At 60.6% G+C, this 14,297-nt stretch carries 11 protein-coding genes; 4 read left to right on the top strand and 7 right to left on the bottom strand.

The window, feature by feature from the left end:
• Positions 1-13: 13 nt before the first annotated feature.
• Positions 14-1,885, bottom strand: coding sequence for an extracellular solute-binding protein (locus tag EGN72_RS17775; RefSeq protein ID WP_370323341.1), 1,872 nt, complete (start codon positions 1,883-1,885; stop codon positions 14-16).
• Positions 1,886-2,095: 210 nt separating this feature from the next.
• Complete coding sequence (locus EGN72_RS17780) at positions 2,096-2,611, bottom strand: cytochrome c family protein (RefSeq protein WP_127050058.1); 516 nt, start codon at positions 2,609-2,611, stop codon at positions 2,096-2,098.
• A gap of 120 nt (positions 2,612-2,731) precedes the next feature.
• On the opposite strand from EGN72_RS17780, the gene EGN72_RS17785 reads away from it, so the two are divergent.
• Complete coding sequence (locus tag EGN72_RS17785) at positions 2,732-3,562, top strand: prephenate dehydratase (RefSeq protein WP_127050060.1); 831 nt, start codon at positions 2,732-2,734, stop codon at positions 3,560-3,562.
• Between the two features lie 607 nt (positions 3,563-4,169).
• Here EGN72_RS17785 and EGN72_RS17790 read toward each other — a convergent pair.
• Positions 4,170-5,192: an AraC family transcriptional regulator gene (locus EGN72_RS17790; RefSeq protein ID WP_127050062.1), complete on the bottom strand. Its 1,023-nt coding sequence runs from the start codon at positions 5,190-5,192 to the stop codon at positions 4,170-4,172.
• 142 nt (positions 5,193-5,334) lie between these two features.
• Between EGN72_RS17790 and EGN72_RS17795 the strand changes: the two genes are divergently transcribed.
• Complete coding sequence (locus EGN72_RS17795) at positions 5,335-6,363, top strand: serine aminopeptidase domain-containing protein (protein WP_127050064.1); 1,029 nt, start codon at positions 5,335-5,337, stop codon at positions 6,361-6,363.
• A 38-nt stretch (positions 6,364-6,401) separates the two neighbouring features.
• Here the strand turns inward: EGN72_RS17795 and EGN72_RS17800 are convergent, their stop codons facing one another.
• Both EGN72_RS17800 and nudC read right to left on the bottom strand, forming a co-directional pair.
• Positions 6,402-6,875: an SRPBCC family protein gene (locus EGN72_RS17800; RefSeq protein WP_127050066.1), complete on the bottom strand. Its 474-nt coding sequence runs from the start codon at positions 6,873-6,875 to the stop codon at positions 6,402-6,404.
• Positions 6,876-6,997: 122 nt separating this feature from the next.
• Entirely contained in the window at positions 6,998-7,963 is a 966-nt protein-coding gene (gene nudC, locus EGN72_RS17805; RefSeq protein ID WP_127050068.1) for an NAD(+) diphosphatase, read from the bottom strand.
• Between the two features lie 209 nt (positions 7,964-8,172).
• Between nudC and EGN72_RS17810 the strand changes: the two genes are divergently transcribed.
• On the top strand, positions 8,173-10,086 hold the full coding sequence (locus EGN72_RS17810; protein ID WP_158623222.1) for a bifunctional 2',3'-cyclic-nucleotide 2'-phosphodiesterase/3'-nucleotidase: 1,914 nt from the start codon (positions 8,173-8,175) through the stop codon (positions 10,084-10,086).
• 57 nt (positions 10,087-10,143) lie between these two features.
• Here EGN72_RS17810 and EGN72_RS17815 read toward each other — a convergent pair whose 3' ends face one another.
• Positions 10,144-11,466, bottom strand: a complete 1,323-nt coding sequence (locus EGN72_RS17815) for an ammonium transporter (RefSeq protein ID WP_127050072.1) — start codon at positions 11,464-11,466, stop codon at positions 10,144-10,146.
• A 16-nt stretch (positions 11,467-11,482) separates the two neighbouring features.
• Positions 11,483-11,821: a P-II family nitrogen regulator gene (locus tag EGN72_RS17820; protein WP_127050074.1), complete on the bottom strand. Its 339-nt coding sequence runs from the start codon at positions 11,819-11,821 to the stop codon at positions 11,483-11,485.
• A gap of 265 nt (positions 11,822-12,086) precedes the next feature.
• On the opposite strand from EGN72_RS17820, the gene EGN72_RS17825 reads away from it, so the two are divergent.
• Positions 12,087-14,285, top strand: coding sequence for a transglycosylase domain-containing protein (locus tag EGN72_RS17825; RefSeq protein ID WP_127050076.1), 2,199 nt, complete (start codon positions 12,087-12,089; stop codon positions 14,283-14,285).
• The last annotated feature ends 12 nt before the right edge of the window (positions 14,286-14,297 follow it).

The following is a 14,297-nucleotide window of genomic DNA, read 5'->3' on the forward strand; positions in this document are numbered from 1 at the left end:
CCGTTTTTTATCGTTATTTTAGCGCGCCCGAAGCTTTCAGGGCCGCTGCCTTTTCCGCGTTGTACCACCAGAAACTCAATTCGCCCAGAGCATAGGGCGGCAGCGTTTCCGGGTGTTCATACATATCGTAATAGGCAACGGTATGGCTGCCCTTGAACCATTGGAACACTCCAAAGCGTTCAGCCCGCATGATGCGGTCCAGCGCCTTGGTAGCCGTGGTCAGGCTGTCCAGACTGTCGGCGGCCAGAACCACCTCAATCGCGCGGTCCACGGCAGGGCTTTTCAACCCCATCTTGTTAAAGGCCGACACATCGGCAGTTTCCGACCCGTAATATTGCTTCAGCTCAGTCCCCGAGAAATAGTTGGTCCGGCTGAAATCGGTGATGATGTCGAAATCATAATTCGGCGGCCGCTCGCGGCTTTGCATCTGCGCATCATCCACCCGCGTCAGCACGGCATCAAGGCCCAGCGCCCGCAGGTTTTCGATATAAGGGTTGATGATCCGGTCAAAGCTGGCGCTGTCGTTCAGGTATTCCACGCGGAACACCTCGCCCTTGGCATTGCGGCGCATCCCGTCATCGCCCACGATCCAGCCCGCTTCCTCCATCAAGGCCGAGGCTTTGCGCAGGTTGCCCCGGTCCAACTGCCGCGCCCCCGAGGCCGGAGGCATCACCACCTCATCCGTCAGGATCGACGCGGGCAACAGCCCCTCATCGACCAAAGGCTGCAAAATCGCCACTTCTTCGGGCGATGGCACGCCTGTCGCTTCAAGGAAGGAATTGCCCCAATACGAGGTCACACGGTCATAGATGCCGTAAAACAGCGTCTCATTCGACCATTCGAAATTGAACATCAGGCCCAGCGCCTCTCGCACGCGCGGGTCTTGGAACTTTTCGCGGCGCAGGTTGAAGATGAAGGACTGGCCGTTGGATTTTTCGCCCGAAGGCAGTTCGGCCTTGATAATCGACCCGTTCTGCACCGCCGGGAAATCATAGCCCGTCGCCCATTTGATCGAGGACGCCTCATTGCGGAAAGTGTAGGTGCCGGCCTTGAACCCTTCAAAGGCCGCATCATAATCGCCGAAATATTCAATCCGGATCGCATCGAAATTATTGGTGCCCACACGCAGCGGATGCGTATTCCCCCAATAATCCGGGTTGCGGCGATAGGTGATGGATTCCCCGGTTTTCATACTGTCCAGAAGATAGGGCCCCGTGCCCAGAAACGGCGTCAGGCTGCTTTCTTCTAGGTCCAGCCCCTCTGCCTCATATTGCGCTTTGGACAGGATCGGCAAGCCGCCGACATCCTGCGGCAGATCGCGGGTCGGGATGCCGGTTTTGAAGGTGAACTTCACCCGCAGCGGGTCCAGCGCCTCTACCATTTCGACCTTGGTGGCAAAGATGGTGCGGAAATCGGTCAGGCCTTTGGCAAGGAAGGTTTCATAGGAAAAGATCACATCCTCTGCCGTCATCGGGCTGCCATCGGAAAACCGCACATCGTCGCGCAGGTTGAAGATGACCCAAGACCGGTCTTCGGGATATTCCAGCGTGGTGCAGAGCAAGCAATAGGCAGCGCCGATCTCATCGCTGGTGCCTTCCAAAATCGATTCGTATGGGGCCGAGGACAAGGCCGCCGCCCGCCCCTTGATCGAATAGGGGTTCATGCTGTCAAACCCGCCCGAGGTCCATTCCGAAATCTCGCCGCCCTTGGGGGCATCGGGGTTCACATAATCCAGATGTTTGAAATCGGCGGGGTATTTCAATTCCCCAAATGTCGAGATGCCATGCGCGGTGATCGTGGTTTCGGCCCGCGCGCCCATCGCAGTGGCGGCCAGCGCCAACAGCACGGCCCCGCCCATCAATCCGGCCTTGATCTGTGCCGACATGGGCGCCAGCGCCTTTGACGATACCACCGTTTTCTGAACCCGCATCCTGATCTCCCTGCCTGTGTCTGTCGCCGTTGGAACCGGCAACAATCTTAGATGTAATGCTAGTGTGGAACGGGTCACGGCCTCAAGTTGCGATTGCGTGATTTTGGCCCCTGAAACGCAAAAGGCCGCCCTTTTGGGCGGCCTGTCACATAAATCTGCGTCAGATCACTGCTGCGTTGCCAGCCATGCGATCAGGTTCGCCCGGTCGGTCGCTTTGGGCAAGCCTGCAAAGCTCATCTTGGTGCCGGGGGCGTATTTCTTGGGGTTCAGCAGGAACGCATCCAGATTTGCCGGGGTCCAGGCTTCGGAAGACATCCCGACCAGAACCTCCGAATAGCCGAAACCACCGACAGAGGCTTTGGGCCGATCCACAACACCGTTCAGATGCGGGCCGGTGCCATCGGTGCCATCAACCTTGTGGCAGGCCTTGCACTTGGCGAATACCTTTTCACCCGCCGCAGCATCAGCCGAGGCATACACTTCTTCGAAGGTCGGGCCTTCGGCAGCGGTTTCGGTGGCTTCTTCGGCCCCGGTGTCGATGGTGTAGGCTTGCTCACCCTCACCGCCATGGCCGCCACCAGTGGTATAGAGCGCATCAGCCGCCCAACCGCCCAGCATAAACACCAGCAAGGACCCGCAAGCGGCCCCGAGAATTTTGGTCGAAGTCATCGTGTCGAACATGTCGCGCCTCACATCAGCGTTCACTTTGGGCGCTTCTAACCGCTTCCCACGCCCCAATTCAAGGTATACTAGCGCGACCAAACGCCTCTATGCCGCTTTTATCGACGGAGAATAGCTAAAATGACCGGACGCATCGCTTTTCAGGGGGAGTTGGGTGCCTATTCGCACGAAGCTTGCCGTCAGGCCCGCCCGGGGATGGAGCCATTTCCCTGCCGCACCTTTGAAGATGCAATCGAAGCTTGCCGGTCGGGTGAGGTTGATCTGGCGATGCTGCCGGTGGAAAATTCGACCTATGGCCGGGTGGCCGATATTCACACGCTGCTGCCCGGCTCTGGTCTGCGGATCATTGATGAGGCGTTTGTCCGCGTTCATATCAGCCTGCTGGCCGTTCCGGGCACCAAGCTGGCCGAGGTGAAGCGCGCGATGAGCCATACGGTTTTGCTGGGCCAGTGCCGGGACTTTCTGAAATCCCACGCGATCAGCGCCGTCACGGGGGCCGATACCGCCGGGTCAGCCAAGGCTGTGGCCGAAAAGGGCGATCCGGCCTTGGCGGCGCTTGCCTCGGACCTCGCCGGTGAGATTTACGGGCTGGATGTGCTGGCCCGCCAGATCGAGGACCAGTCCAACAACACGACCCGTTTTCTTGTGATGTCGCGCGAGGCGGATTTTTCGCGCCGTGCCGAGAAGATGATGACCACTTTCACCTTCCGGGTCCGCAACATTCCGGCGGCGCTGTATAAGGCGATGGGCGGCTTTGCGACCAATGGGGTCAACATGACAAAGCTGGAAAGCTATATGGTTGGCGGGTCCTTCACCGCGACCGAATTTTACGCCGATATCGAAGGCCACCCCGAGGATGCCAATGTAAAGCTGGCGCTGGATGAGCTGAAATTCTTTACCTCCGAGCATGATATTCTGGGCGTCTATCCGGCAGATCATCGACGGGATTGAGTGCGGAACGCCGCACGGAATCGCGCGCGGAGGACCGGACAAGCCTTTGATATACCTTCATATATTTTTATTTTTTAACCCAATCTTAACCTGCGTTCGCGCAGCAAGGCGGGGCATAGCTTTGCCCAAGGGCTGCGCTTGAAACAACTCTTTCAAAGCCAAAAGACAAACCCTGCCACGCATATACAAGCTGTCAAAAGACAGGCTGCGACGATACTGAACCGGCCTTCAGCTTCCAATTGAATCCCATTCTTTCTGCTGATCAGAAGCTTTATGGATTGCCTTGGTGGCTTATGAGCTAAAGGGCGTGTTGCCATTAAGAGAACCTCATATTCTTACGAAGGCCGCCGGAGCCTCAGAAAGGATCATGACCTGATACCGCACGTATGGCACTGAAAGGCTTTGAAAGCCCTAGGCCACTATCAAGGTGCGCTATTCACAAGGAAAGTGGGTGGTAGCGCGCTAGCCCAGTATCAGGGACGCCACGAAGAATCGCAATTCGGTTGCTTTTGGAAAAAGCGTTTCAAGCGGCAAAATCGTCGGAATACATCGCTAGCAGCGGCAGAAACTGATTTCGCAGCGTGCTCCCCCTCCGGTCGCTTACCAGCTACGCGCCATTTTGCCCTTGCCGATAGGCGGCGGGTGACTGGTTGTAGCTGCGCTGAAACTCTCGGTAAAAGTTGGACCGGGTGAGAAAGCCGGACTGGGCGGCGATGTCGGTCACGCTTAGGTCGGTGTCGCGCAGCAACCCGGCGGCATGGTCCAGCCGGAAGCCGTTGACATATTGCGACACGTTCATGCCCTTGGTCTGGTTGATCGCGGCGGACAGGCTGCGCATGGGCACATGCATCCGCTTGGCAAGCCGTTCGATGGTCAGGCCGGTATCAAGATAAAGCTGCGAGGATATCAGAAACGCCGCAGCGGCGCGTTCCAGCGCGGCGGGTTCTTCTTGTGGCGCGGGGGCTGGTGGGGCGGGACGCAGGCGGGGGGCGGCAAAGCCCGCAGCGGTGATGATGGCCAGCAGCAGGGCCACGATCAGCCCGATGGAACTGAGCGAGATGATGCGCACTGCTTCGGCGCTGCGTTGCAAGGCAAAGCTGATGGCGATGGCGCTGTCGATCAGCAGCAGCGCGATCAGGAACCCGGCAGCCCAAAGCATCCAGCGGTGCAAGGCGGGTGTCAGGTCAAGCCGCGCCTGCACCAGATGATTCGGGCCTTTGCGCCACAGCAACAGCAAGGCCGCGCTGTAGAACGCATAGCTCGCCGCGATACTGCCATCAAAGCCGGCCCAGCCCCACAGATGGGTTTGCAACAGCCCCCCAAGCGCCACGGCGACCCCGATATGCAGCGCAACCATACGGCGGGCGCGTTGCGGTTTGGCCCCCAGCACGGCAAACCCAAGATACAGGAAGGGCCCGCCCAGCAGCGGCAGCACACGTTGCAACGGGATGAACTGTTCCAGCCCATAGCCAAAGCGCACCCCCACCAGCAAGGCCCCCAAGGCAACCACCGCAAAGAAGGCAACGAACATCGCCCGCGCCAAGGCCAGCCCAAAATCCACCCGCCAGACAAGCGCACTGGCGGCAAGGGCCAGCAGAAAGCTGAGGATGGGCAGCGGGAATTGCATCATGGCGTCTGTCTTACCTGTCCTTGATCCTGCCAAACTGTCCCGGATCAGGTTTCAGGACAGCAGACAGGGGGTCAACCTATTGTTTCGACTGCGATTATGGCCAAGGTCAAGGGCACAACATCACATCCATCGGAGTCCTACCATGAAATACCGGATCGCAACCACTGCCTTTGCCCTTCTTGCCAGCACGACCGCGCTTTGGGCCGAGGCCCCTTATCACACGGGCATGGTCGCCTTTGACATCGCAGATGCGGCCCGCGCGCTGGATGGCTTTGTCTGGTATCCGACCGCGCAGGCCGAAGGCGCCGTTGCGGCGCATGGCAACAAGGTTTGGCAAGCCGTCAGCGTGGTGCCGGATGCGCCGCTGGTGGCGGGGGCGCATCCGCTGGTGGTGCTGTCGCATGGCATGTATGGCAATGCCAATAATCAGGCATGGCTGGCGCAAGCATTGGTGGCGCAGGGCTATGTGGTGGCGGCGGTGAACCATCCGGGCAGTTCCTCCTTCAACAAAGACCCGGACCAGCGGCGTGCCCTGTGGCAGCGGTCGCGCGATATTTCGCGGGTGATCGACTATGTGATGGGCGGCGCAGGGATTGGGGTAGAGGTAGAGCCTGCACGGATTTTCATGGCCGGGCATTCGCTGGGCGGGTTTACGGCGGTGTCGCTGGCGGGCGGGCAGTTCGACGGGGCGGTGTTTGAGGCGTCTTGCGCGCAGGCCCCCGATGATCTGGCCTGCGGTGTCTTTGCCGATTGGCAGATCGCCCAGACGCCCGAAGATCTGGCCCAGATGGAGGCAGATTTGTCGGACCCGCGGATTGCGGCTTTTGCGGTGTTCGATCTGGGCGGTGCGCCGTTCTTTTCCGCGCCGAGTTTGGCAGCGATCGACCGTCCGATGCTGGTGATCGGGGCACCTGAGGACATGCATGGCATGAACATTGACCGGGAATCGCGCGGATTGGCGGCGCGGCTTCCAAGTGCGCGGCTGACCTATCTGGAACCGGCGGGCTTGGCGCATTTCGATTTTCTGGGCGAATGCACCGAAGTCGGGTTGGAGATTTTGAAGGAGGAGGAACCCGAAGACGCCTTTGTCTGCGAAAAAGGCACCACGGAGCGGGCGCAGGACCACCAGAGCATCGCCGCTGCGGTGCAGGGGTTTTTCGACGATCTGTAAGGAAAAAAAGGGGGCAGCGATGCCCCCGACCCGCTGTGTCAGCGTTTGCCCTGCGCGCGGAAGCGGTCTTCGATATCGGCGCTGACCTGCGACAGGCGCAGCGCGAAACGGCGGGTCACTTTGGTTTTGGCCAAGCGCAAGGATTGCAGGAACAGGCGGGCGGCCAGCGTGCGGGGCCGCACCTCCAGCGTGGCGACAACACGGGTGCGGCGCGGCCCCATTTCGGCCAGTTCGATCACCAGATCGCCTTCGGCCGGGGTGCCCAGACATTCGAAGGCAAGGCGCTGCTGCGGTTGCAGATCGGTGACTTTCACGACCACCTTGCGCGGCTTGCCGCGATAGGCAAAGCCAACCTTCCATGACATGCCGGGGCCGGGGCTGCGCATCGTGTCCAAGCGGTCCACCTCGGCGCCGCGGCGCATGGCGGCACGTTCCCACGCCTCAAAATCGCTGAGCACCTCATTCACAAAGGCCAGCGGTGCCTCGATATCTTCTTTCGCGCTCAGTTTCATGCCGCGTCCCTTTTCCTGCCTCGGAGTGCCCCGTTCTTGCTGCTTACGTTTGCCGGTTTGGGGGCTGTTGCTTTGGTATAGCCGATTTTGCGCGCCTCGGCTTGGGCTTTTTTCACTAAAGGTTACAAGGGCGGCGCGTCCAGCCGGTCCGCCAGCCAGCGCGCGATCAGGTAATAGGCGATGGCCCCTTTGCGCGCGGGCCGGATGACCGGGTGCTGCCCTGCCATCACATCCATCATCTCTTCGCGGGTCACCCAAAGCGCGGCTTCCAATTCGTTGGGGTCCAGCGTGATCTCGTCGCTCAACGCCTCGCCTGCGCAGCCCATCATCAGTGAGGCGGGAAAGGGCCAGGGCTGGCTGGCGACATAGCGCACCGCGCCCACCTGCACCCCGGTTTCCTCGGCCACTTCGCGGCGCACGGCGGCCTCGATGGTTTCGCCGGGTTCGACAAAGCCTGCAAGGCAGGAATACATCCCTTCCGGCCAACCGGGGGAACGCCCGAGCAACAGCTTGTTGCCCCGCGTGATCAGCATGATGACCACAGGGTCGGTGCGCGGAAAATGCTGGGCGGCACAACTGCCACAGGCGCGCTGCCAGCCGCCATTGATCGGGGCGGATTTTGCCCCGCACACCGCGCAAAAGCGGTGGCTGCGATGCCAGTGCAGCACGGCTTTGGCGCTGGCCGCCAGCTCTGCCGCGCGGGCCGAAAGCTGCACCATCACCCCGCGCAATTCCAAAAAGCACTGGGTTTCGGGCAAGCTGGGATGAAACTGCGCCGAGGGGTCGAAAAACCCGGCCTCCACCGCCTCGGCCCCGGCTTCGGGCGACCAGTCGGAAATATCCTGCGCAAAGCGGGCGATGCCGTCATCCAGCCCCAGAAACACAGGCTCTGCCCCATGCGCCAGCACCGGATGGCCCGAGGGCACCCAGCCCAGATCCTGCCCGTCACGGATCAGCGGCTTGCCCCGCCAGATCGGCAAAACCTGCCCTGCCGCCAACAGCCGCGCCATTTCCTGCGGGTCAGACCGCAAATGTGCCGCGCGGTCCAGCGCCGAGCCGGAAAAGGTCAATACATCCGCTGAAATCATTCCGCTGCCCCCTTTTGCAGCGTGATGCCATGCGCATTGACCTGTGGCAATTCTAACCCAAGAAAAAACAAGTAATACAATCTATGCGCGAAAATTTTACCTAACGCTTTACTTGGCATAGATTTCCCCATGATGACGCTTTACGTTCACACAGGAAATCGCTGGTATCGGCCCGGATAAAAACACCCGCAACGCCCCAAGGAAAGAATTTGCGCACTCCGTCCTCCATCGCAGCCAAGGCCACGGCAGGGCAATCGCATTTGCGGATTTTGCAGACCACGGATCTGCACGCGCAGGTTTTGCCCTTCGATTACTATACGGACCGGCAGGTTGAAGGCACGGGGCTGGCGCGCACAGCATCCTTGATCGCAGCGGCGCGGGCAGAGGCGCAGACCTGCCTTCTGCTGGACAATGGCGATTTTCTGCAAGGCAGCGCGATGGGCGATTACATCGCCTATGACCGGGGCCTGAACATGGGCGATCTGCACCCGATCATCGCTGCGATGAACACGCTGGGCTATGACGCGGCCACTTTGGGCAACCATGAATTCAACTATGGCATCCCGTTCATGATGGCGGCCATCGGGGCCAGCAATTTCCCCTTTGTCAGTGCCAATACCCTGACCAAACGCGGCGCAACCGTGCAAGAGGATGAGCGTTTGCTGCCGCCCTATGTGCTGCTGGACCGTATGGTGCAGGATGGCACGGGCAAGCAAAGCCCGATCCGCATCGGGGTGCTTGGCCTGCTGCCGCCGCAAATCGTGACATGGGACGAGGCGCATCTGCGCGACCGTATTTTCAGCCGCGACATGGTGGAAACCGCGGCGGCGCTGATCCCTGAAATGCGGCAGGCGGGGGCGGATATCATCGTCGTGCTGGCCCATACCGGCATCGGAGAGGCGGCGCATGACATTGACATGGAAAACGCCGCCATCCCGCTTGCGCAACTTCCGGGGATTGATGCGTTGATCTTGGGCCATACGCATCTTGTCTTTCCCTCGCCCTATTTCGAACAGACCGCCGGGGTTGACCTTGCAGCCGGAACCATCGCCGGAACGCCTGCGGTGATGGCGGGCTTCTGGGGGTCACATCTTGGCATCATCGACCTGTTGCTGGAACAGCAGGACGGGCGCTGGCGGGTTGCGGCCTCGCGGTCCGAGGCGCGGCCCATCGCCCTGCGGGACCCGGAAACCGCCGCGCGCCGCCCCTTGGTCAAATCGGCGCAACCCGTGCTGCGCGCGGTGCAAGGCGCGCATCTGGCCACGCTGAACTATATGCGCAGCCCGGTCGGTGAAACGCTAAAACCGATCCACAGCTATTTCGCGATGATCCATGATTGTCAAAGCTTGCAGATTGTTTGCCATGCCCAAAGTGCCTTTGTCGCAGAACGCCTGAAAGGCACTGTCTGGGCCGACCTGCCGCTGCTGGCCGCTGCTGCGCCGTTCAAGGCAGGTGGCCGGGCGGGGCCGGACCATTTCACCGATATTCCGGCGGGGCCCTTGTATCAGCGCAGCGTGGCCGATCTGTATTGCTTTCCCAACACCATTTGCGCGCTGCACCTGCGCGGCCACGAACTTGTCGAATGGCTGGAACGCTCTGCCTCGGCGTTTCACCGGATCACGCCCGGACAATCGGACCAGCCTTTGCTGGACGAGGCCTTTCCATCGTATAATTTCGATGTGATCTTTGGCCTGACATATGAGATCGACCCCTCGCAGCCCGCGCGCTATTCGGCGGACCACAGGCTGATCGACAGTGCAGCCCGGCGTGTGCATAACCTGTGCTACAACGGTAAACCACTTGATCTTGATGCGGAATTTATCGTTGCGACCAATAACTACCGGTCCAGCACGCAATCGGCGTTCAACAGCTTCATCAAAACCGAAGCGGTGCTGCAAGCCTCGGTGACCATTCGGACGATCATCTACAACTATATCTGCCGCAACGGGCCGCTGAACCTTGTGCCGCAACCGAACTGGCGGCTGCGCACGTTCCCCGATACCAGCTATTGCTTTGACTGTTCGCCCCGCGCCCTGCCTTTGGCGGCGCAGCTGCCGGGGCTGACGCTGGAACCCATGGGCAGCACCCCCGACGGCTTTGTGCGTTTCCGCATTTCCGCCTGAACAGCAAAAAGCCCGGAGCATGCGCCCCGGGCTTTTTCAGTTTCAAGGATCAAAGGCTCAGGCTTTGAATTCCGGGTAGGCTTCGAGGCCCAGCTCTGCCTTGTCGAGACCCAGAACTTCGTCTTCCTCGCTGGGGCGCAGGCCCATGGTTGCCTTCAGGACAAACCAGACCACCGACGAGGCCACCAGCATGAACACACCGATTGCGACAAAGCCCAGAAGCTGCGTGCCGAAATTCGCGCCTTCGGTGTAGAACGGAACCGCCATGGTGCCCCAGAAGCCAGCCACAAGGTGAACCGGGATCGCGCCGACCACATCGTCGATCTTCAGTTTGTCGAGCATCGGCACCACGACAACCGCGATGATACCACCGATGGCACCGATCCACAGCGCGCCGAACAATGTCGGGTCCAACGGCCCTGCGGTGATCGCCACCAGACCGGCAAGCGCGCCGTTCAGCAGCATGGTAAGGTCGATCTTCTTATACAGAACCTGCGTCAGGATCATCGCAGAAACAGCACCACCCGCCGCCGCCATGTTGGTATTGGCGAAGATGATCGCCACGGCATTGGCATCCGCTTCGGTGCCCAGCGCAAGCTGCGACGCACCGTTGAAGCCGAACCAGCCCAGCCACAGAACGAACGTCCCCAAGGTGGCCAGCGCAAGGTTGGAGCCCGGCATCGGGTTTACACGACCATCTTTGGAAAACTTGCCCAGACGCGGCCCAAGGATGATGGCACCTGCCAGCGCGGCAAAGCCACCGGTTGCGTGCACAAGGGTAGAGCCGGCAAAGTCCGAGAAGCCCGCTTCCGACAACCAGCCGCCGCCCCACTGCCAGGAGGCCTCGATCGGGTAGAGGAAGCCGGTCAGCACGACCGTGAAGATCAGGAAGGGCCACAGCTTGATACGTTCGGCCAGCGTGCCCGAAACGATAGAAGCGGTGGTGGCGCAGAACATCAACTGAAAGAAGAAGTCCGACCCGGTGGCATAGGCAGCATCCGCCGCAATGTCACCCTGAATGGAGGCGGTGGAGAAGGCCCCGATATAGCCCGCGATGGTCCAGCCATCGCCCGGATACATCAGGTTATAGCCGACCAGCCAATACATGATGCAAGCAATCGCAAACAGCGCGATGTTCTTGGTCAACTGCATGGTCACGTTCTTGGCGCGCACAAGGCCCGCTTCGAGCATGGCAAAGCCTGCGGCCATCCAGAACACCAGAAAGCCGCCGATCAGGAACAGCAAGGTGTTGAAGATAAACGCGTTATTCACAGCAGGTGCGGCCTCTGCGGCGGCCTCCTGTGCCATCAGGGGCAGGGCGGTTCCGGCGATCAGCGCCGAAAGACCTGCAATTTTCACTCCGGTTTTCATGATACTCATTTCCTTCCCCCGCTGCTTAAAGCGCGTCATCATTGGTTTCGCCGGTGCGCACCCGAAGCGCCTGGGACACATCCAGCACGAAAATCTTGCCGTCGCCGATCTTGCCGGTCTTTGCAGTTGCAGCGATGGTTTCCACCGCCGCCTCGGCCAAGGCATCCGGCACCACAATTTCCAGCCGCATCTTGGGCACGAAGTTCACGGCATATTCCGCGCCGCGGTAAATCTCGGTATGGCCGGATTGGGACCCGAAGCCCTTGATTTCCGTTACCATCATGCCACGCACGCCAAGAGAGGTGAGCGCTTCGCGGACCTCCTCCAGCTTGAATGGCTTAATCGCTGCAATGATCAGTTTCACGACCGTCTCCCTTGCTGAACCTGCCCGGCGCATGGCCCGGCTCTATGGCGACCAGAAGCATTTCTTTGCAGGTGCAGCACAAGAGAAGGGCGGCGGATTCAGCCCATCGAAACGGCAAAGTTGCACAATTTTTGCACTTATTTCAGCATCTGCCTAAAAATTGACCATAATTCGACCCGCAGCGCCTTGCCTTCCCTCTCCACAATCGCGCGCAAGCAGGCTATTCTGCGCAGCAACAAAGCGTGAAAACACGAAAGCATGATGGATGAGCAGATCAGGCAACAGGCCGTCACCCTTGGTGGCAGACCGCCGGTATAAAACCCCCGCCGGGGGCAAAAAGGCAGCGCCGCCTTCGCCCAAGAAACCCAAGACGCCGAAACGCCGCGCCCCGCGCCGGGGCGGGATTTCGGGGTTCATCCTTGGGTTTTTTGGCCTGATCTGGCGCATGTTCTGGGGCATCACATGGCGTATCGGCGCGGTGGTCACGCTGATCGTTGCCGCCGCGACCTTTTATTTCTATGCCAAATTGCCCCCGGTGGGGGACATGCTGGACGCCCGCGCGCGCGGCTCTGTCACGCTGCTGGACCGCAATGATCAGGTTTTTGCGTGGCGGGGCGAAACCTTTGGCGGGTCGATCACGGCCGAAACCGTGTCAAAATATCTGCATGACGCCGTTGTCGCGACCGAGGACAAGCGATTCTATTGGCATTACGGCATTTCACCACGCGGCATCGCCAGCGCCGTGCGCATCAACATGCGCGAAGGGCGCGGGCCGTTGCAGGGCAACGGTGGCTCTACCATCACGCAGCAGGTGGCGAAGCTTTTGTGCCTTGGCGTGCCCTATGACCCCACGCAATGGAAGTCAGAAGCGGATTACGAGGCAGATTGCCGCCAAGGTGGCCTGATGCGCAAAATCCGCGAGGTGCCTTTCGCCTTTGCGCTGGAAACCAAATATACCAAGGAAGAAATTCTGACGATCTATTTCAACCGCGCCTATCTGGGTGCGGGGGCGCGCGGGTTTGAGGCGGCAGCGCAACGCTATTTCGGGATTTCCGCCAATAAGGTGGATGCCGCACAGGCCGCGATGCTGGCCGGTTTGCTGAAAGCGCCGTCCACCTATGCGCCCACGAACAACCTGCAACGCGCGCAGGACCGGGCCGAGGTGGTGCTGGGCCTGATGCAGGAACAAGGCTATCTGACGCTGGCCGAGCATGAGGCCGCAACCCGCAACCCCGCCACCCTGTCACAAGCCGCCGAGGCGCGGGCGGGCGGCTATTTCGCCGATTGGGTGATGGGCGAAGGGCCCAGCTTTCTGACCAAGGACACCACCGAAGACGTGATCATGCGCACGACGCTTGACCAGCAGTTGCAAACGGCGGCGGAAACCGCACTGGCCGATATTTTCGCCACCAAGGTGCGCGACGGGTCCAAGGCCGAAGCGGCGGTGATTGTGATGTCGGCGGATGGGGCCGTGCGCGCCATGGTCGGCGGGCGCAAAGCCGCCCCTCCGGGCAGTTTCAACCGCGCGACCATGGCCAAGCGGCAAACCGGGTCGGCCTTCAAGCCGTTCGTTTATGCTGCCGCGATGGATCTGGGCTATACCCCCGCCGATTTCGTCGAGGACACGCCGCTGACCATCAATATTCCCGGTTCTGGCCCCTATTCGCCCAAGAATTACACCAATAAATATCTGGGCCTGATCACGCTGACCAAGGCGTTGGAGGAATCGGTCAATACCGCCGCCGTGCGCATATCCGAAGCGGTGGGCCGCGATGTCGTGCGCAAAGTCGCCTCGGATTTCGGGATTGAAAGCGATTTGGCCGCCGGGCCTGCGCTGGCTTTGGGCGCGTCGGAATCCAGCTTGCTGGAAATGACGGGGGCCTATGCGGGCATTTTGAACGGCGGGTCTGCGGTGCGGCCTTATGGCTTGCGTGATCTGCGCCTGCGCGATGATGACACGCCCCTGATGGGGCAGGATGGCGGTATCCGCGAGCGGGTGATTGCGGAACAGTCGGCGCAATACCTGACCTATATGATGTATAAGGTGGTCGAAGAGGGCACCGGCACCCGCGCCCGGCTGAACGGTCGCGAAGCGGCAGGGAAAACCGGCACCACATCGGCGGCGCGCGATGCGTGGTTCATCGGCTTTACCGCCGACTATGTGGCCGGTGTCTGGATGGGCTATGACGACAACACACCCCTGAGCGGGGTAACAGGTGGCGGACTGCCTGCCGAGATTTGGCATGAGGTGATGCTGCGCGTGCATGAGGGCCTGCCCGCCCGCCCGCTTCCGATGAAAGTGCCAGAGCCACGCCTGCCCCCCGGAACGCAGCAACAGGCCCCGCAAGAGGAATTCCCGCAAACCTATCAGCCACAAGCCCAGCAACCGCAGGCGCCGCAACCCGGCGACGATCTGGCAGACCGTATCTTGCAGGAGGTGTTGGGGATATTGGGCGGAAACTGACCCATGCCACCG

The sequence above is a fragment of the Pseudorhodobacter sp. E13 genome (assembly GCF_003991405.1).
Taxonomy (GTDB): domain Bacteria; phylum Pseudomonadota; class Alphaproteobacteria; order Rhodobacterales; family Rhodobacteraceae; genus Pseudorhodobacter.

Bases quoted from the DNA above. Each gene is read 5' to 3' on its own strand.
- EGN72_RS17795 (WP_127050064.1), top strand. From the start codon at position 5,335: ATGAAATACCGGATCGCAACCACTGCCTTTGCCCTTCTTGCCAGCACG.
- EGN72_RS17825 (WP_127050076.1), top strand. From the start codon at position 12,087: ATGAGCAGATCAGGCAACAGGCCGTCACCCTTGGTGGCAGACCGCCGG.
- nudC (WP_127050068.1), bottom strand. From the start codon at position 7,963: ATGATTTCAGCGGATGTATTGACCTTTTCCGGCTCGGCGCTGGACCGC.
- EGN72_RS17775 (WP_370323341.1), bottom strand. From the start codon at position 1,885: ATGTCGGCACAGATCAAGGCCGGATTGATGGGCGGGGCCGTGCTGTTG.
- EGN72_RS17800 (WP_127050066.1), bottom strand. From the start codon at position 6,875: ATGAAACTGAGCGCGAAAGAAGATATCGAGGCACCGCTGGCCTTTGTG.
- EGN72_RS17785 (WP_127050060.1), top strand. From the start codon at position 2,732: ATGACCGGACGCATCGCTTTTCAGGGGGAGTTGGGTGCCTATTCGCAC.
- EGN72_RS17815 (WP_127050072.1), bottom strand. From the start codon at position 11,466: ATGAGTATCATGAAAACCGGAGTGAAAATTGCAGGTCTTTCGGCGCTG.
- EGN72_RS17780 (WP_127050058.1), bottom strand. From the start codon at position 2,611: ATGTTCGACACGATGACTTCGACCAAAATTCTCGGGGCCGCTTGCGGG.
- EGN72_RS17790 (WP_127050062.1), bottom strand. From the start codon at position 5,192: ATGATGCAATTCCCGCTGCCCATCCTCAGCTTTCTGCTGGCCCTTGCC.